Here is a 24,241-nt window from a genome sequence, read left to right as displayed (position 1 = left end):
CAGAGTCAGGCGGACGGCATGCCGGCAGCCGGCATGCCGTCCGTCTCTCAAGAACTGAATGCAATCTGGAGACAAGCAATGTCGACCTTGAAATCCGGGGATACGCGTGGACCGATCTCCTCGCTGATGCAGAATAACAATGTGCTCGGCTTCCTGTTCATGCTGCCGGCCGCGGTGTTTCTTGTCTGCTTCCTGACCTACCCTCTGGGGCTCGGCGTCTGGCTTGGCTTCACCGACACGCGGATCGGCCGTGACGGCATCTTCATCGGCCTGGAGAACTACCAGTTCCTCGCCGACGACGCCGTCTTCTGGCTGTCGGTCTTCAATACCATTCTCTACACGGTCATCGCCTCGGCGCTGAAATTCGCGCTCGGCCTCTGGCTGGCGCTGCTTCTGAACCAGCACCTGCCGTTCAAATCCTTCTTCCGGGCGATTGTGCTCCTGCCCTGGGTGGTGCCGACGGTGCTTTCGGCGCTCGCCTTCTGGTGGATCTACGATTCCCAGTTCTCGATCGTCTCTTGGTCGCTGATGAAGCTGGGGCTGATCGACGCGCCGATCAACTTCCTCGGCGATCCCACCAATGCCCGCATCTCGGTCATCGTCGCCAATGTCTGGCGCGGCATCCCCTTCGTGGCGATCTCGCTGCTCGCCGGCCTGCAGACCATCCCAGCCTCGCTGCAGGAGGCCGCCTCGCTCGATGGCGCGACGAGCTGGCAGCGCTTCCGCTATGTGACGCTGCCGATGCTGACGCCGATCATCGCCGTCGTCATGACCTTCTCGGTGCTCTTCACCTTCACGGATTTCCAGCTGATCTACGTGCTGACCAAGGGCGGGCCGGTCAACGCCACGCACCTGATGGCGACACTCTCCTTCCAGCGCGGCATTCCGGGCGGGCAGCTCGGCGAGGGGGCGGCCATCGCCGTCGCCATGGTGCCCTTCCTGCTCGGCGCCATCATGTTCAGCTTCTTCGGCCTGCAACGCCGCAAATGGCAGCAGGGCGGCCAGGATTAGGGGGAATAACGATGTCGACCAATCTCAAAACCGCCGATCAGGTCCTGACCGACAATGCCGAGGGCATGAGCTACCTGAACCGGCTGCCGCGCCGCGTGGTGATGCTCTATCTGCCGATGGCGGTCTTCGTCTTCGTGCTGCTCTTTCCCTTCTACTGGATGGCGATCACCGCCGTGAAGCCGAACGAGCAGCTGACCGACTACAACAATTACAGTCCCTTCTGGGTGATCGGGCCGACGCTCGACCACATCAAATACCTCTTCCTCGAAACGTCCTATCCCGGCTGGCTGTGGAACACGATGCTGGTAGCGGTGGGATCGACGGCGCTGTCGCTGGTGGCGTCGGTCTTCGGCGCGTATGCGATCGAGCGCGTGCGTTTCACCGGCTCGCGGCAGATCGGCCTCGTCATCTTTCTCGCCTATCTCATCCCGCCGTCGATCCTGTTCATCCCGCTCGCCTTCATCGTCTTCAAGCTCGGCATCTACGACTCGCGCCTGGCGCTGATCTTCACCTACCCGACCTTCCTCATTCCCTTCTGCACCTGGCTGCTGATGGGCTATTTCCGCTCGATCCCGTTCGAACTCGAGGAGAGCGCCCTGGTGGACGGCGCCAACCGCTGGCAGATCCTGGTCAAGATCATCCTGCCGCTCGCGGTGCCCGGCCTGATCTCGGCCGGCATCTTCGCCTTCACCCTGTCGTGGAACGAGTTCATCTACGCGCTGACCTTCATCCAGTCCTCGGAGAACAAGACCATTCCGGTCGGCGTCCTGACCGAACTGGTGCGCGGCGACGTCTTCGAATGGGGATCGCTGATGGCCGGGGCGCTGTTCGGCTCACTGCCTGTCGTCATCCTCTATTCCTTCTTCGTCGACTACTACGTGTCGTCGATGACGGGGGCGGTGAAGGAGTAGCGCCCGGACCGGGCTTATCGGCAACGGGCAAGGCAAGTCATTTTGCCTTGCCATCGAAACTGCTCTGCACGCAGCCTGAGAGTGCAGGGTAGCAGTGCGATTTAGCTCCAACGCGCCGATCTTGCGTCCTTCGCCTCAATCGAGAAAATGCGTCCGGAAAGCCAGGCGCCGGAACCCTCCTCGATCGCCGCAAACTTCTATGGCACCGTCCACCACACGAATATCCTCGACGCGCTCGCCTGATGGCCACGAGATGGCGCCTATGGCATGCCTTGCTTCGGCTTCCCCGTCCCGGACGAGGGTGAGAGCCCCGGGACCTGAGAGGTCGTTTTCGCGGGAGTGGCTGCGCAAGGCTGCGGCCGCACTCTCTTCGACCCCCAAACAGCCGAAGTGTCGGCTCGACCACGGGGGATAGTCGCGGCCGCCGTTGGAATGCCAGAAAATAGTCATGGGCAACCGGCGGGCATTCCGGAGGGAAAGGAACAGATCTCCCTCGACCGGCCGCGTCACCGCGGTCCAACCCAAGCTGTGTTCGCGGCCTTCTATGGCGATGACGACATCCTCATGCCGCGGGTTCCACGGGAACCGGCTCAGATCCACCGATCCGTCGATCCCAGGACAGCGGTCGGGCGCCGTTGACCGCGAGGGGTAGCGCAGGCCGGAACGCCCACGGGCGGAATCGACTTCGGGCGGCGCCGGCGGCGTCTCCCATGCCGATTTGGGGGAGCAACTGATGAGTCCGCCCCGAGGCAGCGACACGTTGGCATGGTTCGAGATGGCAATGCGGCCGCTCCCGCCGGCGAAGACATGGCGCTGATAGACCCAGGCGTGCCCGTCTTCAACCTCGAGCTCCTTGGTGACGGTCGCGCCGCAGACGGTGCGCTGCAGCCTGGCCCGCAGCCGCCCGGCCTCCTGTTCGACCACATCCCAGGGCGAATTGGCGGTCCAGCCATGAAGGGGTGATCCCTCTTGGCTGCCTGCGAAGGGTGCGCAGAAGAAATCGCCGCCGAGCACCATCAGATGCGGCGGCGTACCGGGCGGCATTATCTCCTCCGTGCCGACCCAGGGCGCACGGTGCAGCAGAGCGATTTCGTGCCCCTCATCTTCCACGGTAAAGCCGTCGAGGAGACCGGTCCGCGCATCGAAGCCGAAACGGATTCCCTTGGCACGGATCTCGATCATGCCGCGATATGTTCGCCGGTGATGATATTTTCGACCTCCTGGATCGATGAGGTAGCGGGGCTTAGATCGTCGGCGACGACGGTGCCGCGTCGCATCACCACCATGCGGTCCACCACCTGGAAGACATGATGGATGTTGTGCGCGATGAAAATGCAGGAGTGGCCGGTGTCGCGTGCCTCGCGCACGAAACGCAGCACACCCTGGGTTTCGGCGACACCGAGATTGTTGGTGGGTTCGTCAAGGACGATGAGGTCGCTGTCGAAATACATGGCGCGCGCGATTGCCACCGCCTGCCGTTCCCCACCGGAAAGCGATCCGATCGGCGTAGTGGGCGGAATGTTCTTTGAAATTCCGACTCGCTTCAGAAGATCGGCGGCAACCGCGTTCATCCGCTCCTGATCCAGCCGGTCGAGGAAGCGGGGGCCTGTTCTGAGCTCCCGTCCAAGAAAGAGATTGCGGGCAATGGAAAGCTGCGGGACCAGGGCGGAGTCCTGGTAGATGGTTTCGATGCCGCTCGCGATCGCGTCGTTGGTGCTGCGCAACCGCACTTCGCGGCCCTTGATGAAGATCTGGCCGGACGTGTAGGGAACCGCGCCCGACAGCACCTTGATCAGGGTGGACTTGCCCGCGCCGTTATCGCCGAGAAGGCCGACGATCTCGCCCTTTCTTATGGTGAGGTTGACATCGCGCAAAGCGTGGACGCGACCATAGAATTTCTCAATGTGTCGCATCTCGACGAGGGTTTCGGTACCGCTCATCCTCAGACCCCCGTATTGTGCCGGCGCTCAAGGCCGGCATGGAGCGCCATCATCGCCAGGATGATCGCACCGATGAAAATATTGTAGGCGAGACCGGGCACCCCGATCAGGACGATCCCGTTGCGCATCAGTCGCAGGATCAGGACGCCGAGCAGGGTTCCAAGAATTGTCCCGCGGCCGCCATTCAGCACGGTGCCGCCGATCACCACCATCGCGATGACCTCGAGTTCGTAGCCGGTTCCGGCATTGGGGTTGGCGGCCGAGACGCGGATCGACGAGACGATGCCGGCAAAGGCCGCCATTGCGGCGGACAGCATGAACAGGATGACCTTGACCCTGGCGATCGGCACCCCGCGGTTTCGGGCAGCATTGGGATTGCCGCCGGTCGCCTGGATCCAGTTGCCGAACCGGGTGCGGGTCAGGACGTAGTGTAGCCCCAACGCTAGCGCCACGAACCAGATGAGGCTCATGAAAACGCGCAGGTCGCCGATATAGAAGTCGCCGACCAGCAATTGCGCCAACCACTGCTCTTCGGCGTCCCAGGTGCGCTGCGGAAAGCCGGCCGTCAGCCACAAGGCCGTGCCGCGGATGACCAGCAGCGTACCCAGCGTCACCAGGAATGAAGGGATAGCGAGACGGGTGACGAACAGACCGTTGAAAAGACCGATCGCCAGAGCGACGGCTATTCCCGCAAGGAACGCCAGCGGTAAGGGAAGCACGTCCGCATTGAACAAAGTCCACATCACCACGGGGGCGAAGCCGAAGACCGAACCGACCGAAAGGTCAAATTCCCCCGCGGTCATCAGAAGGGTCATTGCGAGCGCAATGAGGCCGAGTTCGACGGTGAAAGTCAGGGCATTGCCGACATTGATCAGCGACAGGAAGGCGGGGTTGATCGCCGTGAAAACGAAGAGCATCGCGATCAGAAGGACGAAAGGCCCGAATTCCGGATAGGCGATAAACGTCCTGACCACGCTAGGCCTGTCACGTTGCGGGGTAAGAGCGTCGCTGCTTTGCTCGATCATTGTGGACTCTCGCGTTGGGGCTGGAACAGGCATCCGCGGCAAGGTACCGCGGATGCCGGGATGGCATGCTTATTTGCCGCCCATGATCTTAGCGTAGAACGGCGCCTTATCGGCCTCGTAGAGTGCGCCTGTGATGATGTCGAAGTTGATCGGGATGCCGCTCGCTTCAGACATGAGCGCCGAGAGGCACATGTATGAGGTTGCCAACGGATCCTGCCACATTCCGGCATTCACATAACCTTCGCTGACCTCTGTGGTCGTATCCAACGAGTTGCCCCATCCCACCACCGGAATCTCGCCTTTGGCGATGCCGGCCTGATCCCACACGCGTTTGACGGAGCCGGTTACGAGATCGCCGAGACCGATGACGGCATTGATCTTCTTACGGTTGGCGGTCACGTAGTCGGTCATCCGGTTGATGGCCTCGGCCTGGTCGTAGGACGCATCCTGGATTTCCCAGGTGATCCCGAGCGGCTTGAACACTTCGTCGGCACCCGCCGATTCCTCTTCGCCGTAGCCTGCACCCGGAACTTCGAGCGGCATCCAGACGAAATCTCCCTTCTTCACCAACTTATGGTCGACCAGATACTGTGCCCAGGTGCGGCCGACGACCTTGAGGTCGACGCCGACATAGGCTCTCCAGGCCGGCGCCGGGTCCTTGGTGTTGAAGTTGATGACCGGGATGTTGGCCCGGTTGGCCTCGTTGACAACATCCACCAAGGTGCCAGGCCCCGGGCTCGTCGTGCAGATGCCGTTCGCGCCGGCGGCGATGGCGGCGCGGATGGCTTCCTGATGGCTCGGTACATCATTCGAATGGAAGGACGTGTTCACCTTCACGCCGGTATCGGCAGCGAATTTCTCGGCACCCTGAAGAAAGTAGGTCCAGACCGGATCGGTCGGGGAGCCGTGCGATATCCAGTAAAAGGTTTTGTTCGCCGCACTCTGCGCCATTGCTGCTGCCGGCATCAGCGCCAATGCGGCCACCGCGCCCAGAAAAGTCCGTCTCAGCATGTCCCGTTTCCTCCCTTTGGTTTGGCCGGTCTCTAGCTCCTCCCGGCCGGTGAAAGCTGTTGTATGACGCGCGACGTGGCGGCGGGCGGCCTCCTCATTGCCGATCGACCCCGTCGATGAACTTCTCCAGTTCGCGCGGATCCATGCGGATCAGATGGCAATCCTGCGGGAAGGCCCCACCGGCGACGTCCGCGGCATATTCGGTGAAAGCTGCGATCCGCTCGCGTTGCAGCCGCGCATATTCCGCACCGAAATCGCGATAGGTTCGGGCGTGGCGTGGGACGTGACCTTCGGTGTAGCCCAGTATATCGTTGGCGAAGAGATACTGCGCGTCGCAGCCAGCCCCGGCACCCATCGACCACAACAGGATTTCGACCCGTTTGCTGATCTCGGCTGCGACTTCTGCGGGCACCACTTCGATTTCGACCGCGAAGGCACCGGCGCTCTCATAGGCTTTGACTTCCTTGAAGAGCCGCAACGCCGCCTCGGCAGTCTTGCCGACGGCCTTGAAGCCACCGGTCCAGGTGGCGCGGGTAGGAACCAGCCCGACGTGACCAACGACGGGAAAATATTCACGGGAGAGCTTTTCGACCGTCTTCAGCGAGCCCGAACAGTAGACCGCGTCGGCGCCGCGGCTCAGCGCATTGCCGCACCAGCGCAGATAATCGTCCGGGGTACCCATCTCGAGATGGGTCTGCCCGGTCATCGAGAAGACCGTCGGCGCAACCGCGCGGTAGCGTGGATCAAGGACGATCTCGGCCGGCACCGAGGCGATATCGATCCCCGCCGCTTCGGCGGCTGCCGCCTCATCGAGGCTGAAATAGCGCAGCATGGTCAACTGGCGCCGGCCTTTCCAGGCGCACAGGTCCGCCACCGTCGGCAAACGGCGTGATGCGGCGCCCCGGCTCTCCTGTTTTCTCAACTCTGTCATTCGACCAACACCAGGACTTGCCCGCCCTCGTGCCGGACGGAATAGGTTCGCAGGTTCTCGCAGGCAGGCGAGCGCTTGGCCTCTCCCGTTCGATAGTCGAATTGGCCATTATGTCTGGGACACTCGATCACATAGTCGAGCACCAATCCGTCTGAGAGCTCCACCTGCTCGTGGGTACAGAGCCCATCGGTGCAAAAGAATTCGTCGTCAGGGCTGCGAAAGATTGCAAAGCTCCGTCCGCCATGGACCCAGCCCAAAACGTCTTCCTTTTCGATGTCGTCTTCGGCGCAGGCAGCAATCCAGGGCATATGGTCCTCGCTTCCATGTTCAATGGGCATCTCTGATGGCGGGGCGATCATGCGAGGGACCTTTCCGGCACAGCCGCATGCAGCTCTTCGCGATAAGGCTTCGCCCCTTGCGGCAAGGCACGCTTGAGATAATAGCCGGGCTCCCGTCTCTGCCGCATAATCGCTTGAAACATCTCGCGATAGCCGGCCCAGATCGAGGTGTTGGCGGGCGGCAGGTCGTGCTTGATCGCCTCGTGCAGCCTTGCCAGCGCATGGTAAGGCACCATCGGGAACATGTGGTGTTCGACGTGATAGCCCATGTTCCAATAGATGAAGCGGCTGACGGGATTCATATGGACGGTGCGCGAATTAAGCCTATGGTCGAGCACGTCCTCTGCGAGCCCGCCGTGCTGGAGGAGCCCGGTCATCACCATATGCCAACAGCCATAGATGCGCGGACCGCCGATCAGAAGAAGCGGGATCGCCGCCTTCCAACCGGCACCGGCGATGAGCATGCCGATGCTGGTCAGCATAGCGGCTGCGTAGATTGCCATATGCACCCGCGCCCAGAACATCGCCTTGGGCCATTCGCTCTCGGGCACATAGTCCTTCTCGTCCGGCGAGAGGGCCCCGGCCGCATTACGCGCCAGCGTCCTGAGGTTCTGCCAGACCTCGACCACGCCGGTATAGGCCAGCGCTTTCAGCGTCAGCGCAATTGGATGCATCCAGGCGATCTCAGGGTCTCGGCCGACAATGATTGTATCGGTATGGTGGCGGGCGTGGCTCCAGCGCCAGTTCACCGGGTTGCGTGCCACCTGAAACGAGCAGATGTGATAAAGCACGTCATTCATCCAGCGCGTGCGAAAGGCGGTGCCGTGGCCGCATTCGTGCCAGCGTGCATCGCAGGCCGAGCCATACATCACCCCATAGGCAAACCAGAACGGCACCGCCCACCAGCTGCCCCAGAACCAGATGCCGCCAGCGGCAAAAGCCACGTGGAGAACTGCCCATAGAATCGTGTCGCGGATCGCTGGCTGGTCGCTGCGCTGCATCAACTCCTTCATCAGCTTGCGCGGCACTTCGGTGTGATACCATTCGGCCGCCACCAGGCCCGCCTCGACGGCTTGTCTGGCGGAAGCACCGGTCAAACCGTAGTCGCGGGGGAGGGCGGCAGACGGCCCGCATGTTTCGCTATCGGCCGAATTGGCGCTCATGCGATCATCTCCGGTGGCGGGAGCAAATGCTGCGCTGAAAGCGACTGACCGGTCCCGCTCAGGCCGTTCACCTGTATTGCCGCCGGCACCTCGGATCGCTCCGGACACATCACCCGTTCGCCCCTACATCCATATTCATCACGCCGGGCCGCTGCGAGATCTGCCGATCCTCGGCCTGCTACCCGTGATGTTGTAATGACCCTGCTGATGCCAAACTGGGCTGTCGACAGAAGCTTCGCAACTCAATATCACATCAAATCACATCAGTTTCCTCCTCCCATATTGATTGGATTTCAGCGGAACTCTTGGTAATTATTGTATTTGAGACGCTCACTTCATTTCGCGGTCCTTACTTATGCTGCAGGTGGGATATGATGTGATTAACCTCATCTTTTGATGTGAAAAAACGGCATTTCCCTCAACTGCGCGAAGGGAAGGATCATGAAGAAAACGACGATTTCCGATGTCGCCCGGAAGGCTGGCCTCTCGACTGCAACGGTCGATCGAGCATTGAACGACCGTGGTGGTGTCAGCGCCGCCAATCGCCAGAGGGTGTTTCGCGCCGCGAAGGAACTGGGCTATCTGCCGACCGAGGGGATGCTTCCCTTGCCCTCGCGCCCCGCACATCTGGAGTTCTTCATCCCCTTTGCGCACAACTCATTCATGCAGGACGTCGCCAGGAAGATCACCACCTTCGCGTCATCCCTGCCGCTCGTGGCGTCGTGCAATGTCACGGCACTCGACGGCATCGACCCTGACGCGCTCGTAGCGGCGTTGGAAGGTCTTCCGCTTCGGACCAACGGCGTCGGCGTGATTGCCGTCGATCACCCGAAGACGCGGCATGCGATCCGGCGCCTGTGCGAATCCGGCGTCCGCGTCGTGACCCTAGTGACGGATGTTCTCTCGACCCCACGTTCTGCCTTCGTCGGCGTCGATAATCTGGTGGCGGGGCGAACCGCGGCGCTGATCATGGGCCTCACGTCGCGTGAGAAGAAGGGATCGATAGGACTGTTCCTCGGCTCGCGAACGCTCCACGGACACCAGCAGCGGGAATATGGATTCCGGACGTTGCTGGAGGAGCAATTCAAGCATCTGACGATCCTTCCTGCCATCGAAACCCGTGACGAGAACAAGCTGTCCCAGCCGGCCATGGAACGGATGCTACGCGACACCGACGATCTCGTCGGCGTCTATTGCGTCGGCGCAGGCAGGGCCGGCATCGCCGAAGTTCTGCAAGCAGCGCAAGGAAACAAGCGTCCCTTCGTCATCATGCATGACCTCACTGACGCGACGCGGGCATGGCTGGCAGAAGATCTGATCGACGTCGTGATCGACCAGAATGCGCGCCTGATCGGCGAGCAGGTTGTCATAAGGCTCCTCGGCTCGATCGCGGCAAGCACGCCGACCTTGTCCTTGAAGAATATCGAGCCACGGATCATCTTTCGCGAGAATATCCCACTCGTTTGAAGCAGAGTGATTCCATGACGGGTTGTTGCGCCGGGCAGGCGTTGCACTTTCTGCTATGCCATGCCAGAAAACGCGCGATAGTGGAATGTGGCCGAGTCGGGGGTTCCATTGAGTTTGAGTTTGGCAAAGATAGAAGAGCTTGCCCCGGATCAAGGCTCGCTCGCCGCAGCCAAGAAGCTTCTCAAACCCTCGAGCTGGCCGACGCTCGCCCAGGACGGATCGGGCCTCATCTGGGGCGAATGCCAAGGCTCCGGCGCCACGCCCTACAGAATTTCCGTCACCGAACCGGATGCCGGCTACAAATGCAGTTGCCCCAGCCGGAAGTTTCCCTGCAAGCATTCGCTCGCCTTGATGTGGATGCGCGCTGACGGCAAGGTCGATTTTGCGATCGGAACGGCGCCGGACTGGGTCAACGACTGGCTGTCGCGCCGACGCGGACCTTATGCGGGCGCTCCAGCAGCCGGCGCCGATAAACCCAAAGCGTCGATCGCGGCGACCGAGGAAATCGGGGCGGTGGTTGATCCGAAGGCGGAGGCCCGCGTAGCGGCGGCTCGGGAACGCAACCGGCTTGAGCGCGAGACGTCCATCGCCAACGGCCTCGACGAACTCAATACCTGGATTGCCGACCAGATGGATGCTGGTTTCGCCGCCTTTCCGACCAAGGCAACGGCTACCTGCCGGGTAATGGCTCAGCGCCTGTTTGACGCCAAGGCCTCCGGCCTGGCGCTCCGGGTCGATACCATTCCGGCGCGGCTTTTCGCCTGCGCGGAGGCTGCCCGCCCGATTGCTGCCATTCAGGAACTCGCTACCCTGCATCTCCTGGCCGAGGCCTATCGGCGCCAGGATAGCCTGTCCGAGCCGTTGCGCCAGGATCTCAGGCAGATGATGGGCTGGAACGTCACGCGTGAAGCGCTGCTCGAGGATGAACGGGCGCTACGCGTTTCCGGCGCCTGGCGAGTTTGGGCGACCCGCAGCGAGGTGCAGCCGGATAAGCTCCGCCGAATCGAGACCTGGCTTCACGGTAGCGACAGGCATGCGGTGCTCATCGAATACGTCCCGGTTTCGACGGGCGCCTCCTCAAGCGGCTACAGCGTTGGCGATACTTTCGAAGCTGAATTGATCTTTTATCCGTCGAGCGTGCCATTGCGGGCGCTGATCGCCAGCCAGGCAACCGGCAGCGTCATGTCCGACGCTGCGCTGGCGCTTCCGCCGCACGATCTCGCCGACGCCTATGGCCTTTACGAGGAGGCCTTGACCGAAAAACCCTGGCTCGGCGACTATCCGGTCATGTTTCGCGGCGCGCGGCTCAGGCGCTCGGGCGAAACCATCCACCTCAGCGGCCATGGGATCAGTCTTCCGCTTGCGAAATCGCAATCGGCGGCAAGCTGGCCGCTCCTGCAACTCGAAGCGATCGATGGCGCCGGGCTTTGGGATGGGACCGAGCTGACGCTCTGCTGGTCTGAAACGGCGCTTGGACGGTGGACCGCATGAGCTTGACCAGCCTGAAGAGCGAGATCCTGCCGAAGCTTCTGTCCGGTACCCGGAGCGGGTTGCCACTCGATCGTATCGGCGCCACCGATCCGCTGCAGGCGCTGGCGCTTGCTGGCCAGGCATTGCGGTTCGACCGTCCGCCTCCGCCGGGACAGTTCCAAACCGAGGAGGCTATCACCGATCATGCGGCAATCCTGCCGGACGCGGCAAGGAAGCTCTTGCTTCGGCTGCTTTCCGGCAAGAACCAGGCGTCGGGTCAACTGTCCGCGGCAATCGTCCAAAAGCTTGCCGAAAAGAGGCTCCGGCTGCATCCGTTCGATCTGCCCAGGCTCGAACCGTTTGTGAAAGCCCACGCCGAAAATCTCGGAGCGGAAGCGCTTGCCTTTTCCGAGCGTGAAACGCCGGTCGCGCAGAAGCAGAATTACTTCGCGCCCGACAGCCTGAGTGACGACACCTGGATGCTTGCGACGCCAGCCGTGAAAGCTGGCTACATCAACGGCCGCAGAGCTTCCGATCCGGATGCTGCGCGGGCGATGGTCGAGGCAGCCTGGACGTCGGAGAATGCCGATAGCCGCGTGCGCCTTCTCGCCGCGTTCTGGAAAAATCTGTCGGAAGCAGATGCGCCGTTTCTGAGGAGCTTGGAGAAGGATCGCGCGCCACGCGTTCGCGAGCTCGCTCAGAGGCTGCTCGTCCGCTTGCCGGGGTTCGAAGGGGACAATCCGGCTTTGCGCGCCGCCCTGGAACGCATCAAGGTTTCCCAGACCGGGCTGATTTTCAAGAAGACGGCCCTGTCGCTCGACGTGCCCGCCACCGTCCGAGATTTTACAAAGATGAGCTGGCTCAACGAGACCTTCGGCTTAGTCGGTCTGGAGGTTCTGGCCGACGCCTTGTCGATGACGGTAGATGGCGTGGTGGCTGCCGCCGAGAAGCAAGGCGACCTCTTGGCGGCACTGCTTTTCATGGCGACGCAGGATAAGCGGCTGGATATCGTCAAGCTGATCACCGAGCGCCATCTCCTCAATGGTTGGGAGGCCTTTCACCAGCTCGATAGCGAAATACTGGCGGATTATCCCGCTGATATGCGGCAGCTCTGGATCGAATACATCTTTCGGCCGAACAGGTGGGCGGCCGACACGTCGCCTTGGGCGATGCGGGGGATGGCGCAATGGCTGGGAGGGCAGACGACGGAAAACGTCTTCGGCGATATCCTGCGCTCCAAGCCGTGGCAGGCGTTGCGCGGGGACAGTGGGCGCTTCGAAGCCGATATCGCCGACAGCATGGCCGTCATGTGCCCGTCATCGATGCGTTCGACGCTGCGCGCCGAGCTTGCCGGGCTCGATCCCGCCAAAAGCAGCAATGCCATTCTTTTCCTCGACCTCATGGACAGCCTGGAGACCGCAAATGCCTGAAGCCCAACTTCGCCGTCCTGCAGAGCAGATCTACGCTGGCGAACTGGCCGCCCTTGCGAAGGGCGACGACCGTCCCCGACCCGCCAACTGGAAGCTCTCTCCGCAGGCGGTCGTTACCTATCTCCTTGGCGGAAAGGCATCCGATGGAACGCCGGTATCGGCCAAATACGTCGGCAACCGGCGACTGATCGAAACTGCCGTCGCCACGCTCGCGACGGACCGGGCGCTGCTGCTGCTTGGCCTGCCGGGGACGGCGAAATCCTGGGTTTCCGAACATCTGGCCGCGGCGATATCAGGTTCTTCGCAACGCCTGATCCAGTGCACAGCCGGCACGGACGAAAATCAAATCCGCTATGGCTGGAACTATGCCTTGCTGCTCGCCAAGGGGCCGTCGCCGGAGGCGCTGGTCAAGACGCCTTTGGTGCGGGCGATGGAGGAGGGAACGCTGCTCCGGCTCGAGGAACTGACCCGCATGGGCTCCGACGTGCAGGACACGCTGATCACGGTTCTTTCGGAAAAGATCCTGCCTGTGCCGGAGCTCGATATCGCGATCGATGCCGAACGCGGCTTCAACGTCATCGCCACGGCCAATAATCGCGACAAGGGCGTCAACGAGCTTTCCTCGGCACTGAAGCGGCGTTTCAACGTCGTGGTCCTGCCATCGCCGAACACGCTCGAAGAGGAGACCCAGATCGTCGTGAAGCGCGTCGGCGAGATCGGCACCAACCTCAGTCTGCCGCCGATCCAGCCCGCGGACAAGGAACTCGCCCGCGTCGTTACCCTGTTCCGTGAAATTCGGGACGGCAAGACCCTGAACGGCAAGACGAAACTGAAGACCTCGACCGGTACGCTGTCGACCGCCGAGGCGATCTCCGTCGGCGTTTCGGCCTGGGCGGAAGCCGCTCATTTCGGCGATGGCCGCATCGATGCCAATGCGCTTGCCACCAATATTGTCGGCGCGGTCGTCAAGGATCCGGTGCAGGATGGCGTCGCCTTGTCGGAATATCTCGAAACCGTGGTGCGCACCCGCGACGGCTGGCGCGATCTTTACGAGGCCATCCGCGAGGTGATCTGAACCATGAAGCGGAAGGCGCATCTCTTCGGCATCCGCCATCACGGGCCGGGTTCGGCGGCGCTTCTGAAGGGCGCGCTCGACGCGCTCGATCCCGCCTGCGTGCTGATCGAAGGGTCGACGGAAGGCGATGCGCTGATCCAGCATGCGGCGCTGCCTGGCATGAAGCCGCCATTGGCCATGCTGTTTTACGCGGCCGATGAGGCCGCCAATGCCGTCTTCGCGCCTTTTGCTGAATTCTCTCCGGAATGGGTGGCCATGCAATGGGCGCTTGCTCACGGCCGTCCTGTCCGTTTCATCGACTGGCCGGCCGCCGTGTCCCTGGCGCTGACCAAAGCGGCCCGGGAGGAACGGCTTGCCGCCCTCGAAAGGAAGGCGGCGGAGTTGGCAGAAAATAGCGAGGGCGAAGATCCGGAGGAGGGCGTTTCGGAAGCCCCCACGATCCGCCTCGACCCTCTCGATCTGCTTGCCGAGGCCGCCGGATATGGTGATGGCGAAAGCTTCTGGAACGGATTGATCGAACAGCACGGCAGCGGCCAGTCGCCGCTCGAAATTTTCGCCGCCATAGAAGCGGCAATGACGGAAGCGCGTCAGCATCAGGCGGATGCGGGCGGCATGAGCGATGCCGAATGGCTGCGCGAAAAGCGCCGTGAGGCCTTCATGCGCGGGCATATCCGGGATGCGCTGAAGCAGCATGACGGCGAGGTCGCGGTCGTGATCGGCGCCTGGCATGTGGGCGGGCTGCGCGCCGAGACAACGGTCGCCGAGGACCGCGCCATCGTCAAGGATCTGCCGAAGGTGAAGGTGGAGGCGACCTGGGCGCCCTGGAGTGACGGGCGGTTGAGCTACGCGTCCGGTTATGGCGCAGGCGTCATTTCGCCCGGTTGGTATCGGCATCTCTGGAGCCTCTATTCCAGCGATCGTCATGACGGGCCGGAAGCCTTTGCCGCCGTCTGGCAGGCGCGGACGGCAGCTCTTTTGCGGCAGGAAGGTTTTGACGCTTCGACAGCCTCAGCCATTGAGGCGGCCCGCCTTGCGCTCGGGCTCGCCAGCATGCGGGGGCTGAGCGTGCCCGGACTGGCCGAAATGCGGGATGCCTCGCTTTCCAGCCTATGCCATGGCGACGACATCCCGCTCGCGATGATCGAGCGCAAGCTTTATATCGGCAGCCGGATCGGCGAGATCGACGAAGCGGTGCCGCAAATGCCGCTCGCCAAGGATTTCGAGCTGTGGTGCCGCAGGACGCGGCTGAAGCCGGAAGAAACGGCAAGCGAGATCAAGCTCGATCTGCGAAGCGAGGCGGGGCTGCTCAAATCGACCTTCCTGCACCGCCTCAACCTGATCGGCGTCCATTGGGGCCGGCTGATCGACGCGGAGGCCGGGCGCGGAACCTACCGCGAGATTTGGAGCCTCGCATGGTCGCCGGACATGTCCGTCGGGCTGGCGGAGGCGCTTGTCTGGGGCCTGACGATCGAACAGGCCGCAGCGGCGGCGACGATCGATCGAGGCAGAAACGCGAACGGCATCGCGGCGCTTTCGGAACTGGTGCGCGGCGCGCTGGTTGCCGATCTTCCCGAAGCTGCCAGCGCCTGTATCGATCTTCTGCAGGCCGCCGCCGTGCAGAACAATGACATCACCGATCTGATGAACGCGGTCGCGCCGCTCGTGCGCATTGTCCGCTACGGAACCGCCCGCAAGCTGCCGGAGCCGGAGCTTCGCGCGCTGATCGCCGCACTCAGCGTCGAAGTCAATGCCGGCGTCCGGATCGGTTCTCGCCAATTGGACGATGATGCCGCATCTCAGCGCATCATCGCCATGCGCGCCTATGACGAAGCTCTTGGCCTGTTTGGCGATCCCGCGCTGCTCGAGGAATGGCGGCGCCAGCTCGCCCTCCTGGTCGACGACGAGCAGGCGGCGGCGCCGGTCGTGGGCGTCAGTCTCCGCCGTCTGCATGACCTTAGTCTTTGGGACGAGCCGCGAATCTCGGCTGCCTTCTCGCGGCAGATCGTGGGCGAGAGCCCCACACGGGCCGGCGCCTTCATCGAAGCCTTCATTTCGGGGTCTGCGGAGGTGCTGATCCAGGATCAGACGCTGCTCTTCCTCATCGACGAATGGCTCTGCGGGCTGGACGAAGAGGTTTTCGTGGAGAGCCTGCCGCTCTTCCGGCGTGCGTTGACCGGTTTCGATGCGGTCGGCCGCAAGCGGATCATGGAACGCATCGCCGGTGGAAGAAAGGAACGATCGGCCGCGCCTGATGTGATCGAGGACAACCCTGCCTTCGAACGGGCGCTGCCTTTGCTGAAGACGATCCTGGGAATGGACGCGCATGACTTCTGAACGTATCCGACGCTGGAAGCTGGCACTTGGCGACGACGACATGGAGGGTCTCGGCGAGCGGGACCAGCGCCTGAGCCGCGCGCTGTCGGTCCTCTACGAATCCGAGGGGCGCAAGGGGCGCGGCGGGCTCGGTGCATCCTCGCCGAAAGTATCGCGCTGGCTCGGCGACATCCGCGAGTTCTTTCCTTCGCCTGTCGTCCAGGTCATCCAGAAGGACGCGTTCGAGCGCCTCAATCTCAAGGCGCTGATGCTGGAGCCGGAGTTTCTCGAGACGCTGGAAGCGGACGTGCATCTCGTTGCCGATCTCATCTCCTTGCGCGGCGCAATGCCCGCCAAAACCATGGAGACTGCCCGCGCGGTGGTCAACAAGGTGGTCGAGGACCTGATGAAGCGATTGCAGTCCAAAACGGTGGAGAAGGTGACCGGCGCCCTGAACCGTTCGCAGCGCACCCGTCGGCCTCGTCACGCCGATATCGACTGGCCGAGGACGATCCGCGCCAATCTTCGCCACTACCAGGAGGATTTCCACACGATCGTGCCGGAGACCCTGGTGGGGTTCGCGCGTAAAAGCCGGACGCAGGCCGATCTCGATCATGTCATGCTGTGCGTCGACCAGTCCGGTTCGATGGCATCTTCGGTCGTTTACGCATCGATCTTTGCCGCCGTCATGGCGTCCCTTCCGGTCCTGTCGACGAAGCTCGTCTGTTTCGACACCGCGATCGTCGACCTGACGGAAGATCTGGCCGATCCGGTCAAGGTTCTGTTCGGCGTGCAACTCGGCGGCGGCACGGATATCAATGCGGCGCTTGCCTATTGCGAGACCAAGATCGACCGGCCGAACAAGACCCATCTCGTTCTCATCACCGACCTTTACGAAGGCGGGGATGCCGGCTCCATGCTGGCGCGTGTCGCCGCGCTCAAGCAATCCGGCGTCAACGTCATCGTTCTGCTGGCGCTCTCCGACGACGGCAGGCCGGGCTACGACGCCCGCCACGCCGGCGCGATCGCCGCCATGGATTGCCCGGTCTTCGCCTGCACGCCGGATCAATTTCCTGACTTGATGGCCGTTGCTCTGACGAAGCAGGATATCGGACAATGGGCAAGCGCAAATGGAATCGGACTTGTGCGCGGTACCTAGTCCCCTTCAAAGCCGTTCAGTTCAGGCCAATCGCCCTGAGCAACGCTACGCAGACGACGCCGGCCGCGACGGAGACCAGCATCGGCAAGCGAAGGGCCGCGAGCGCGGTAACGGCACAGGCGGCGCTCTCCGCGATCCCTGTCGCAAAAGCGGTCGGCGCCACCACGGCCATGAGCACTGCGGGTGGAATGGATTCGATCGCTTTGCGCCTGCTGCCGTCCAGCGACACATACCGCAGCAGAAAGAGCCCGCTGACACGCGTCAGGATCGTCGCAGCCGCCATGGCCAGAATGGCGAACAAGGTCTGCAGGTCGAGCGTCATGGCGTCACCTCCAGGCGGCGCATACCGCTGAAGGTCGCGGCCGCGACACCGGCAAGAGCACCGGCCGCGACATACCAGACGCCGGGTACGAAGTGATGGGTAAGCACGGCCGCCGCCGCACTCGCAAGCAGAACGGCGCCGGTCTCGCGTCCCTTCCAGAAACCCATGACGAGCACGATGAAGACGGCCGGAAAGGCAAAGTCCAATCCGAGCGTTGCGGGATCGCCGAGGAACGTCCCGAGTGTGGCGCCCGCCAGCCCGGAAAGAACCCATGCCAGGTAGAAAGGCGCTGCCAGCCCAGCAAACCATGCCGGTTTCAGCCTCGCCACCCCGGCGCGGAATTCCGCCATCGCCCAGATTTCATCGGCCAGAAAGAGTACCGAGAGATAACGGGCGCGCGGTGAAAACGACTGCATCTTTGTGACGATCGATGCTCCCATCAGCACGTGGCGGATGTTGACGAGAAGGGCTGCAAAACCGAGGCTTGTCCACGAGGCGGGATGTGTCCAGATATCCATCGCCACGAATTGCGAGCCGCCGGCAAAAACCAGCGCGCTCATCAGGCCGACTTCAAGAGGCGAGAGCCCCTTCGTTGCGGCGACGGCACCGAACACCAGCCCAATCGGGATGACGGCGGCAACGAGTGGCGCGATCGCCCGCATTCCGCCTGAAAATTCGGCCCAGATTTCATTTTTGCGCACGTTCGAACCTCCGCTTGATGCCGAGGTCATAGAGCCGTGCCGAAGCGACGTCTTGAACGAAAGTGATTATCTCGCCCGATACTGGCCAGGAGTTAATCCCGTGCGCGCCTTGAAGTGCCTGGTGAAATGCGCCTGGTCGGCAAAACCGCATTCCAGCGCGACCTCTGCCGGCAGGTCACCCGCCCGCAGCCTGCGGCGCGCGCTCCTGACGCGGACATCGGTAAGGAAGGCGTGCGGCGTGATATGGAATTCCTTGCGGAAGGCGCGGATCAGATGCGCGCGGCTGAGGCCGGCGACGGCGGCGAGTTCTTCCAGCCCCAGATCGGTCGCATAGTGTTCCGTCAGATAATCCCGCGCGCGCCGAACCGCTGAACGCTCCGAGGTGTCGGTCGGCACGATGATCGAGCTTCCATGCTGGCGAAACATTGCGTCGAGCACCAGGAACATGCTCTGGCTGGTCTCCAGTGCCCCGACTCCGGCCTCCAAGGTCCGGTGGGCACCAAGAAACGCCGCGGCCAGTTTGGGATCGTGAAGAATCTGCTTGCCGAAGGCCGGCGTGCCGCGAAAGGTGCGGCCGGTGACATCCTCGAGGATTTCGCGAAAGAGCGACAGGTCGGGATAGATCATGCGATAGCGATAGCCGCCATCGGTCGGCGCCCCGTCATGCGTCTCGCCCGGATTGATCAAATAGAGATCGCCGGGGCCGGAGGCCTCGCGTGCACCGCAGATCGTGGCGATCTGGCTGCCGCTCTCGATGGCGCCGATGCTGAACGTATCATGGGCGTGCGGTGCGAACTCATGCGTCAGGAAGGTCGCGCTCAGGCATTCCATGCCGCCGAAGCGCGGATCGCGCCAAAAGCGCGTCGTCTCCGCTCCCGCGAGTGGCATGGCTTCGGTCGCCTGTTCCTGGGAAATATTCTGCATCGGGCGGATATAGCAGTTTTCCCGCGACGCTTCTTGAACAAAAGTGATCAGCGAAACTGGCCACATTCCCAGCCGATCGGCAAAAGATACCGGTCTTCTGGAAACGTTGAGCTCGACTTATGCCGCGTTCAGACGTTCGGCGCTAACCGGCATTCCCACATGAAAGCCTTGGACGCGGTCAATGCGAAGATCCTTGAGCAGGGACAATTGTGCTGCCGTTTCGACGCCTTCCACCAGGATCGTATTCCCACGATTGCGGATGAGAGAGACCATGTCCTGAAGCATCGTCAACCCGCGTGGGTTGGAGCAGTCGTGCAGAAAAGTCCGATCGACCTTGACCGTCTGAAACTCGATCGCCCTCAGCCAAGAGAGGCCGGCGAAGCCGGAGCCGAAATCGTCAAGCCAAATTTCGACGCCGAGAGCCCGCAGATCGGCAATGCATTTCAGCACCTCCGACTGCATATCCATGTCCAGGCCCTCGGTGACCTCTAAGGCCAGCCGCGACCCGCAGACCCCGCACCGAGCAAGAATATCAGCGACGCTCGCAGCGAAGCCCGGGGAGCGCAGTTGTATGGGCGACACGTTGACGCTGACGGTGGCCATCCGATCTGTCATCAGTATGTCACGGCATGCCGTCTCGATCGCCCACTTACCCAATTCGAGGATAGCGCCCGTTCGTTCTGCAACCGGAATGAATGTCCTCGGCGAAACCGCAGTACCGTCCGGCATCCTGAGGCGCATCAAAGCCTCGACGGCTTTTGCTCTCCCGTTCGTCAGGTCGAAGATCGGTTGGTAAACGAGCGAGACCAGTTTGCGGTCAATGGCGGCCGTCAGCAGCGGGACGAGCTTACCAGCATTGTCATCGGGGCGAGGCAACGAGGGATCAAACCTACGAATGCAATTTCGGCCACTTGCCTTGGCATTGTAGAGAGCAAGATCGGCTTCGCGCACTATTCGCTCCACTTTCTCTCCGACGTCGTCGCGGGTGAAAGCAACGCCGATGCTGACGGTTACGATCGGGCTATCATCTGGTCGCTCGTCATGGGCAATCGCAAGAAACTCGACTTCCATTCTGATCTTTTCGGCCAGACTCATCGCGATCGAGGGAGTTTCAGCCGGCATGACCACGATAAACTCCTCGCCGCCGTACCTGCCGATCATGCCACCGGACGACTCTACAACCGCCTTCAGCGCATTGGCGACGACGGTCAGGCATCGGTCTCCCTCCTGATGCCCGTAGCGATCATTGAAGCGTTTGAAGAAGTCGACGTCGATGAGGAACACGACAAAGTCACGGCCTTCGTCTTTCCAGGCGGCCCAGCATTCGTCGAGCCGCAGATCCAGCGCGCGTCGGTTGCTTATGCCTGTCAGATAGTCGGTATTTGAAAGCTCGAGCAGCGACCTTCCGCGCTCGGAGGCTTCCCAGTGCTGATAGCGAGCCTCCGCCGCGTTCAGCAGCACGTTTCGACGCTCGACATTCAATCGCCAATTGATGGAAGACGTGAAGACAAAGCAGGAAATATAGAACATGCCGAAAGCGAGCTTGTAGATTTGACTTGAAGGAAAATACGCCTCGATCGTCACGAAAAACGCGCAGAGCACGAAGCTGGAGGTGATCACCGACAGCCGAAACGAGAAACTGAAAAAGAGGTTGGCGCCCATCATGAAGATGGCGCCGAAAATCATATAGTAAGACATGGCAGCGACGTCACGGGTGCCAATCGCCGGGTAAAGCCAGCCCAAATAGCCCGCAAGCAGTGCCGCGGCGCATGTGATGTCGAGCCAGACGATTTTCGCTTTTGCCAATCGCAAGGCTTCGAAAGTCAGCAGCGCCATCGTTGCGACGACGAATCGCGCGGCGATCGTCACAGGCGCAACGTCGGGGATAAGCCACTGGTCGGGAAGTGCGAAGGACAGATAAACGGCGACCGCGATCCAAAGACCATGCCGTGAGCTTTGCCTTCTGGCAGAATCATTTTCGGCTTCCAGAGATTTGCAAGCCTCGGCAAATGAAAAGCTGTCGGTTGATTCATCACCCCGCACAGTAGGGTAAGCCGCGCTCATGTAACGATGCCAGCTCGGCTACGATCCAGCGAAAATAAACTGCAAGCCATGCTTCGGCGCCCTCCAAAATTTCGTTCGGCAACCTGCAACGGGTTTGTCTTGTTATTTAACATTCGTAGAGAAGCAGGTTCCCACCCGCAACAGTAGAATTACCCTTATCCCGTGTGGATTCCAGTCGCATCCTATTTCGAGGTTGATTATGCTTAACGCTAGGTCAAGGGAGTCTCGAAATGGCACGAAGTCTTGTCTTGGATGGTGAAAGTCTTGTTGCGCCCGGTGAAATTCGCCAGGCAGCAAGGAGGTTTGCCGCGCCGAAGCCGGGCGACCTTATAGTTGCCAAAGCCGAGCTTGCCGTCAGCCTTGACGTGTCGCTCCGTCAGTTCAAATCCGGTGTCGAGCCAGGTGCGATAATCGAGCGGCTCACCGAGGCCCTGCATCAGTTGCGGCGTCGCTTTCATCCCGACGTGTGGGACGTCATCGTTCCGACCGCGCAATCTCATCCGGTTGCTCACTATCTGCATCAAGATCCATTAACCCGCTGGTCGTTCGAAAAGCCGCGCGGCTATTCCGGCGACGCACGTCTTCTCGACTTCATCTACGGCAGGCCCGAGATCGAGGACGCAGTCGCATCATCGAGCGACTTGGGACGTTCGATCTACGCCTATACTCGAAATGCTTCGTCATCCGTCGCGGTAAGGGAGCGTCGAGACATTCTGGCGCGCCGCGTCGACGAAATCGCTTCGGCTCGGCCTGGTTCCACCGAAGTTCTGGCCATCGCTTCGGGGCATCTTCGTGAAGGGCCTTTGTCGCGCGCACTCGGCGCCGGCGCGATCAAACGCTGGGTCGCTTTGGATCAGGACCCGATGAGCGTCGGAACCGTAGCCCGCGATTTCGCCGGCACGTCGGTCGAGGCGGTGAACGGGTCGGTCAAATCCGTGCTCGGTGGAAGGCATGCGCTGGGAATGTTCGATTTCGTCTATGCCGCAGGTCTCTACGACTATTTGCCGGACGCGGTGGCCGTCAGGCTGACCAGGAAGTGCGTCGGCATGCTTAAGCCCGGCGGCACATTTCTCTTCGCCAACTTCTCTCCGGAAACGGATGTCGATGGTTATATGGAGACATTCATGAACTGGGCGCTGCTGTTGCGCTCAGAACGCGAAATGGGCTTGATCGCCGGTGAAAGCGTGACTGGGACAGATGCGAAGATGTCTGTTTGGTCCGGCTCGAACCGCAGCATTGTCTACTGTGAAATTGAAAGAAAGTCCTAGGCCGCGCGTTCATCGACGCATGAAGGGAACTTCCGGCACTGGGTCTTTACAGCTAACATGTCAGTCTGCTAGATCTGATCCACCAGATGGGGGAGGAATGATTTTGCCATCAAAATTCGGGCTTTCTGTCGCCCTTGCCACGCCGTTTGACGGCAATAGCGATATCGCCCTCGATGCGATGATTGCGCAGGGGCGGCGGTGCCTTGCTGCTGGCTGCGGCAGCGTGACGTTGTTCGGGACGACGGGCGAGGGCTCATCCATCGGAAGCCGGGAACGCGAACGCGTGCTGGCGGCCTTTCTCGATGCAGGGATCGCGGCAGAGAACATCATCGCCGGCGTCCTGGTCGACTCGGTGGAGGATGCGGCGATACAGGCGGGCCATGCCCTTTCCCTGGGAGCGAGGAATATCCTTCTGGCTCCGCCGTCCTATTTCAAAAATGTCGGTGACGACGGCGTCTTCCAGTGGTTTTCGGCCGTCTTCGCCATGCTGGGCGATCGGGCGCGGGACATCATCGTCTACAATATTCCCTCGATCACCATGGTTCCGCTGACGGTGTCGCTGATCGGCCGCTTGCGGAGCGCCTTTCCGAACATCGTCACAGGCGTCAAGGATTCGTCCGGCGACTGGCCGTTCACGGAAAGCCTGCTCAAGGCCCATGGTGACCTCATCATCCTGATCGGCGATGAACGCCATCTTGCCAGGGGCGTACGACTTGGCGGCCAGGGCGCGATCTCGGGCATGGCAAATTTCGTACCCCACGACGTCAAGCTGATGGCCGAAGACGGCAAGGACGATCCCCGCATCGAGGCATTCGTGGACGAACTGCTCAAATATCCGGTCGTCCCAGCCGTGAAAGCCATGGTGGCACATCAGACATCGGATGAAATCTGGCTTGCGGTTCGTCCGCCGCTCGTTTCAATATCCGGGGAGGGGCGGACCGAGCTCTTCCGCGCCTTCGACGGTCTTTTCCGGTCGAAAGCCGCATAGGTCGGACATGGTGCTGGAGGAGGCGATGGACGGAACGGACGAGCAGCCGACGCTGCGGGAAAAGGCCTATGCGAGTTTCACGCGCCACCTGCTCGCGCGTGACGTGCGTCCCGGCCAGTTCGTTTCGCAGCGCCGTCTCGTGGAATTGACGGGACTGACACTCGGCGCCATCCGCGAGCTCATTCCCAGGCTTGAAGCCGAAGGGCTGATCAAGACGGTGCCGCAGCGGGGCTTGCAGATCGCTCACATCGATCTGAACCTCATTCGCGAAGCGTTCCAGCTGCGTGTGTTCCTGGAGAAGGAGGCCGTGGCACTCTTCACCCGGTCGGCGTCGGACGAGACGATCGCCGGGCTCTTGAAGCAGCATCGGGATATTGCCGACGCCATCCGAAACGGGGATGGCTCGCACGAATTGGAGCTGCGCGCCCAGGCAGTCGATTGGGGCATGCACGATGCCTTTATCGACGCTCTTGGAAATACCATCATTTCGAACGCCTACCGCGTGAACTCGATCAAGATGCGGCTGATCAGCCAGGATCGCTTTCGCATCGAGGGTCACGTCGGACCCGTCATGGGCGAGCATCTGAAAGTGCTCGAGGCAATCGAACGACGATCGGCGGAGGACGCCGTCAACAGCCTTGTCGCACACATCAATCATGCAAGGGATCGTGCGCTCAGGATATAATCGGGAATGAACAGCCGGGGATGAGGAGATCGCCGGCAAAAGGAG

Annotated in this window: 22 protein-coding genes; 11 read left to right on the top strand and 11 right to left on the bottom strand. The window is 61.7% G+C overall.

From position 1 onward, the window contains the following. Window positions 1-78: 78 nt before the first annotated feature. Window positions 79-1,011, top strand: a complete 933-nt coding sequence (locus CO655_RS22985; RefSeq protein ID WP_097607356.1) for a sugar ABC transporter permease — start codon at window positions 79-81, stop codon at window positions 1,009-1,011. Window positions 1,012-1,022: 11 nt separating this feature from the next. After that, complete coding sequence (locus CO655_RS22980; RefSeq protein ID WP_064684203.1) at window positions 1,023-1,922, top strand: carbohydrate ABC transporter permease; 900 nt, start codon at window positions 1,023-1,025, stop codon at window positions 1,920-1,922. Between the two features lie 135 nt (window positions 1,923-2,057). On the opposite strand, the gene CO655_RS22975 is transcribed toward CO655_RS22980, so the two are convergent. From CO655_RS22975 to CO655_RS22945, 7 genes are all read right to left on the bottom strand, one after another. Continuing rightward, on the bottom strand, window positions 2,058-3,104 hold the full coding sequence (locus tag CO655_RS22975) for a hypothetical protein (protein ID WP_097666827.1): 1,047 nt from the start codon (window positions 3,102-3,104) through the stop codon (window positions 2,058-2,060). Beyond that, entirely contained in the window at window positions 3,101-3,862 is a 762-nt protein-coding gene (locus CO655_RS22970) for an ATP-binding cassette domain-containing protein (RefSeq protein ID WP_097607353.1), read from the bottom strand. Before CO655_RS22970 ends, CO655_RS22975 begins: the two co-directional genes overlap by 4 nt. A gap of 2 nt (window positions 3,863-3,864) precedes the next feature. Beyond that, window positions 3,865-4,887 carry an ABC transporter permease gene (locus tag CO655_RS22965; RefSeq protein ID WP_097666825.1) on the bottom strand — a complete coding sequence of 341 codons (1,023 nt, stop codon included), beginning with the start codon at window positions 4,885-4,887 and terminating at the stop codon, window positions 3,865-3,867. A 69-nt stretch (window positions 4,888-4,956) separates the two neighbouring features. Continuing rightward, window positions 4,957-5,898, bottom strand: coding sequence for a substrate-binding domain-containing protein (locus CO655_RS22960; protein ID WP_077989851.1), 942 nt, complete (start codon window positions 5,896-5,898; stop codon window positions 4,957-4,959). A gap of 94 nt (window positions 5,899-5,992) precedes the next feature. Continuing rightward, on the bottom strand, window positions 5,993-6,829 hold the full coding sequence (locus CO655_RS22955; protein ID WP_097607351.1) for a 3-methyl-2-oxobutanoate hydroxymethyltransferase: 837 nt from the start codon (window positions 6,827-6,829) through the stop codon (window positions 5,993-5,995). Then, window positions 6,826-7,137, bottom strand: coding sequence for a MocE family 2Fe-2S type ferredoxin (locus tag CO655_RS22950; protein ID WP_097666910.1), 312 nt, complete (start codon window positions 7,135-7,137; stop codon window positions 6,826-6,828). Before CO655_RS22950 ends, CO655_RS22955 begins: the two co-directional genes overlap by 4 nt. A 47-nt stretch (window positions 7,138-7,184) precedes the next feature. Then, window positions 7,185-8,330, bottom strand: coding sequence for a fatty acid desaturase family protein (locus tag CO655_RS22945; protein WP_097666823.1), 1,146 nt, complete (start codon window positions 8,328-8,330; stop codon window positions 7,185-7,187). A gap of 441 nt (window positions 8,331-8,771) precedes the next feature. On the opposite strand from CO655_RS22945, the gene CO655_RS22940 reads away from it, so the two are divergent. The 6 genes from CO655_RS22940 (at window position 8,772) to CO655_RS22915 (ending at window position 17,244) form a co-directional block, all read left to right on the top strand. Further along, complete coding sequence (locus CO655_RS22940) at window positions 8,772-9,797, top strand: LacI family DNA-binding transcriptional regulator (protein ID WP_097666821.1); 1,026 nt, start codon at window positions 8,772-8,774, stop codon at window positions 9,795-9,797. Window positions 9,798-9,917: 120 nt separating this feature from the next. After that, window positions 9,918-11,288 carry an SWIM zinc finger family protein gene (locus tag CO655_RS22935; RefSeq protein WP_245423890.1) on the top strand — a complete coding sequence of 457 codons (1,371 nt, stop codon included), beginning with the start codon at window positions 9,918-9,920 and terminating at the stop codon, window positions 11,286-11,288. Further along, complete coding sequence (locus CO655_RS22930) at window positions 11,285-12,697, top strand: DUF5691 domain-containing protein (protein ID WP_097607347.1); 1,413 nt, start codon at window positions 11,285-11,287, stop codon at window positions 12,695-12,697. Before CO655_RS22935 ends, CO655_RS22930 begins: the two co-directional genes overlap by 4 nt. Then, window positions 12,690-13,772: an AAA family ATPase gene (locus CO655_RS22925; RefSeq protein WP_010032790.1), complete on the top strand. Its 1,083-nt coding sequence runs from the start codon at window positions 12,690-12,692 to the stop codon at window positions 13,770-13,772. Before CO655_RS22930 ends, CO655_RS22925 begins: the two co-directional genes overlap by 8 nt. 3 nt (window positions 13,773-13,775) lie before the next feature. Beyond that, window positions 13,776-16,106: a DUF5682 family protein gene (locus CO655_RS22920; RefSeq protein ID WP_097607346.1), complete on the top strand. Its 2,331-nt coding sequence runs from the start codon at window positions 13,776-13,778 to the stop codon at window positions 16,104-16,106. Then, entirely contained in the window at window positions 16,096-17,244 is a 1,149-nt protein-coding gene (locus CO655_RS22915; protein WP_097666817.1) for a VWA domain-containing protein, read from the top strand. Before CO655_RS22920 ends, CO655_RS22915 begins: the two co-directional genes overlap by 11 nt. Window positions 17,245-17,260: 16 nt before the next feature. On the opposite strand, the gene CO655_RS22910 is transcribed toward CO655_RS22915, so the two are convergent. The 4 genes from CO655_RS22910 to CO655_RS22895 all read right to left on the bottom strand — a co-directional run bounded on the left by CO655_RS22910 (window position 17,261) and on the right by CO655_RS22895 (window position 21,255). Next, window positions 17,261-17,566: an AzlD domain-containing protein gene (locus CO655_RS22910; protein WP_077989843.1), complete on the bottom strand. Its 306-nt coding sequence runs from the start codon at window positions 17,564-17,566 to the stop codon at window positions 17,261-17,263. Further along, window positions 17,563-18,228 (bottom strand): AzlC family ABC transporter permease, encoded by a 666-nt coding sequence (locus tag CO655_RS22905; RefSeq protein ID WP_097666907.1) that lies wholly within the window; start codon window positions 18,226-18,228, stop codon window positions 17,563-17,565. The genes CO655_RS22910 and CO655_RS22905 overlap by 4 nt, the downstream gene beginning before the upstream one ends. A gap of 105 nt (window positions 18,229-18,333) precedes the next feature. Further along, the gene (locus CO655_RS22900; protein ID WP_097607343.1) at window positions 18,334-19,191 is read right to left on the bottom strand and encodes an AraC family transcriptional regulator; all 858 of its coding nucleotides are present in this window, start codon (window positions 19,189-19,191) and stop codon (window positions 18,334-18,336) included. 117 nt (window positions 19,192-19,308) lie between these two features. Then, window positions 19,309-21,255 carry an EAL domain-containing protein gene (locus CO655_RS22895; protein WP_097607342.1) on the bottom strand — a complete coding sequence of 649 codons (1,947 nt, stop codon included), beginning with the start codon at window positions 21,253-21,255 and terminating at the stop codon, window positions 19,309-19,311. A gap of 230 nt (window positions 21,256-21,485) precedes the next feature. Between CO655_RS22895 and CO655_RS22890 the strand changes: the two genes are divergently transcribed. The 3 genes from CO655_RS22890 (at window position 21,486) to CO655_RS22880 (ending at window position 24,196) form a co-directional block, all read left to right on the top strand. Beyond that, window positions 21,486-22,523: a class I SAM-dependent methyltransferase gene (locus CO655_RS22890; RefSeq protein ID WP_097666815.1), complete on the top strand. Its 1,038-nt coding sequence runs from the start codon at window positions 21,486-21,488 to the stop codon at window positions 22,521-22,523. A 103-nt stretch (window positions 22,524-22,626) separates the two neighbouring features. Next, on the top strand, window positions 22,627-23,511 hold the full coding sequence (locus tag CO655_RS22885) for a dihydrodipicolinate synthase family protein (RefSeq protein WP_097607482.1): 885 nt from the start codon (window positions 22,627-22,629) through the stop codon (window positions 23,509-23,511). Between the two features lie 7 nt (window positions 23,512-23,518). Next, entirely contained in the window at window positions 23,519-24,196 is a 678-nt protein-coding gene (locus tag CO655_RS22880; RefSeq protein WP_010032809.1) for a GntR family transcriptional regulator, read from the top strand. The last annotated feature ends 45 nt before the right edge of the window (window positions 24,197-24,241 follow it).

Origin of the sequence: Rhizobium sp. M1 (assembly GCF_002531805.1) — a bacterium.
Taxonomy (GTDB): domain Bacteria; phylum Pseudomonadota; class Alphaproteobacteria; order Rhizobiales; family Rhizobiaceae; genus Rhizobium; species Rhizobium etli_C.
This window is presented reverse-complemented; position numbering and strand designations above follow the sequence as displayed.

What these genes read in the sequence shown, in the direction of transcription:
- CO655_RS22985 (WP_097607356.1), top strand. Translation starts at nt 79, where the DNA reads ATGTCGACCTTGAAATCCGGGGATACGCGTGGACCGATCTCCTCGCTG.
- CO655_RS22980 (WP_064684203.1), top strand. Translation starts at nt 1,023, where the DNA reads ATGTCGACCAATCTCAAAACCGCCGATCAGGTCCTGACCGACAATGCC.
- CO655_RS22975 (WP_097666827.1), bottom strand. Translation starts at nt 3,104, where the DNA reads ATGATCGAGATCCGTGCCAAGGGAATCCGTTTCGGCTTCGATGCGCGG.
- CO655_RS22970 (WP_097607353.1), bottom strand. Translation starts at nt 3,862, where the DNA reads ATGAGCGGTACCGAAACCCTCGTCGAGATGCGACACATTGAGAAATTC.
- CO655_RS22965 (WP_097666825.1), bottom strand. Translation starts at nt 4,887, where the DNA reads ATGATCGAGCAAAGCAGCGACGCTCTTACCCCGCAACGTGACAGGCCT.
- CO655_RS22960 (WP_077989851.1), bottom strand. Translation starts at nt 5,898, where the DNA reads ATGCTGAGACGGACTTTTCTGGGCGCGGTGGCCGCATTGGCGCTGATG.
- CO655_RS22955 (WP_097607351.1), bottom strand. Translation starts at nt 6,829, where the DNA reads ATGACAGAGTTGAGAAAACAGGAGAGCCGGGGCGCCGCATCACGCCGT.
- CO655_RS22950 (WP_097666910.1), bottom strand. Translation starts at nt 7,137, where the DNA reads ATGCCCTGGATTGCTGCCTGCGCCGAAGACGACATCGAAAAGGAAGAC.
- CO655_RS22945 (WP_097666823.1), bottom strand. Translation starts at nt 8,330, where the DNA reads ATGAGCGCCAATTCGGCCGATAGCGAAACATGCGGGCCGTCTGCCGCC.
- CO655_RS22940 (WP_097666821.1), top strand. Translation starts at nt 8,772, where the DNA reads ATGAAGAAAACGACGATTTCCGATGTCGCCCGGAAGGCTGGCCTCTCG.
- CO655_RS22930 (WP_097607347.1), top strand. Translation starts at nt 11,285, where the DNA reads ATGAGCTTGACCAGCCTGAAGAGCGAGATCCTGCCGAAGCTTCTGTCC.
- CO655_RS22925 (WP_010032790.1), top strand. Translation starts at nt 12,690, where the DNA reads ATGCCTGAAGCCCAACTTCGCCGTCCTGCAGAGCAGATCTACGCTGGC.
- CO655_RS22920 (WP_097607346.1), top strand. Translation starts at nt 13,776, where the DNA reads ATGAAGCGGAAGGCGCATCTCTTCGGCATCCGCCATCACGGGCCGGGT.
- CO655_RS22915 (WP_097666817.1), top strand. Translation starts at nt 16,096, where the DNA reads ATGACTTCTGAACGTATCCGACGCTGGAAGCTGGCACTTGGCGACGAC.
- CO655_RS22910 (WP_077989843.1), bottom strand. Translation starts at nt 17,566, where the DNA reads ATGACGCTCGACCTGCAGACCTTGTTCGCCATTCTGGCCATGGCGGCT.
- CO655_RS22905 (WP_097666907.1), bottom strand. Translation starts at nt 18,228, where the DNA reads ATGCGGGCGATCGCGCCACTCGTTGCCGCCGTCATCCCGATTGGGCTG.
- CO655_RS22900 (WP_097607343.1), bottom strand. Translation starts at nt 19,191, where the DNA reads ATGCAGAATATTTCCCAGGAACAGGCGACCGAAGCCATGCCACTCGCG.
- CO655_RS22895 (WP_097607342.1), bottom strand. Translation starts at nt 21,255, where the DNA reads ATGAGCGCGGCTTACCCTACTGTGCGGGGTGATGAATCAACCGACAGC.
- CO655_RS22890 (WP_097666815.1), top strand. Translation starts at nt 21,486, where the DNA reads ATGGCACGAAGTCTTGTCTTGGATGGTGAAAGTCTTGTTGCGCCCGGT.
- CO655_RS22880 (WP_010032809.1), top strand. Translation starts at nt 23,519, where the DNA reads ATGGTGCTGGAGGAGGCGATGGACGGAACGGACGAGCAGCCGACGCTG.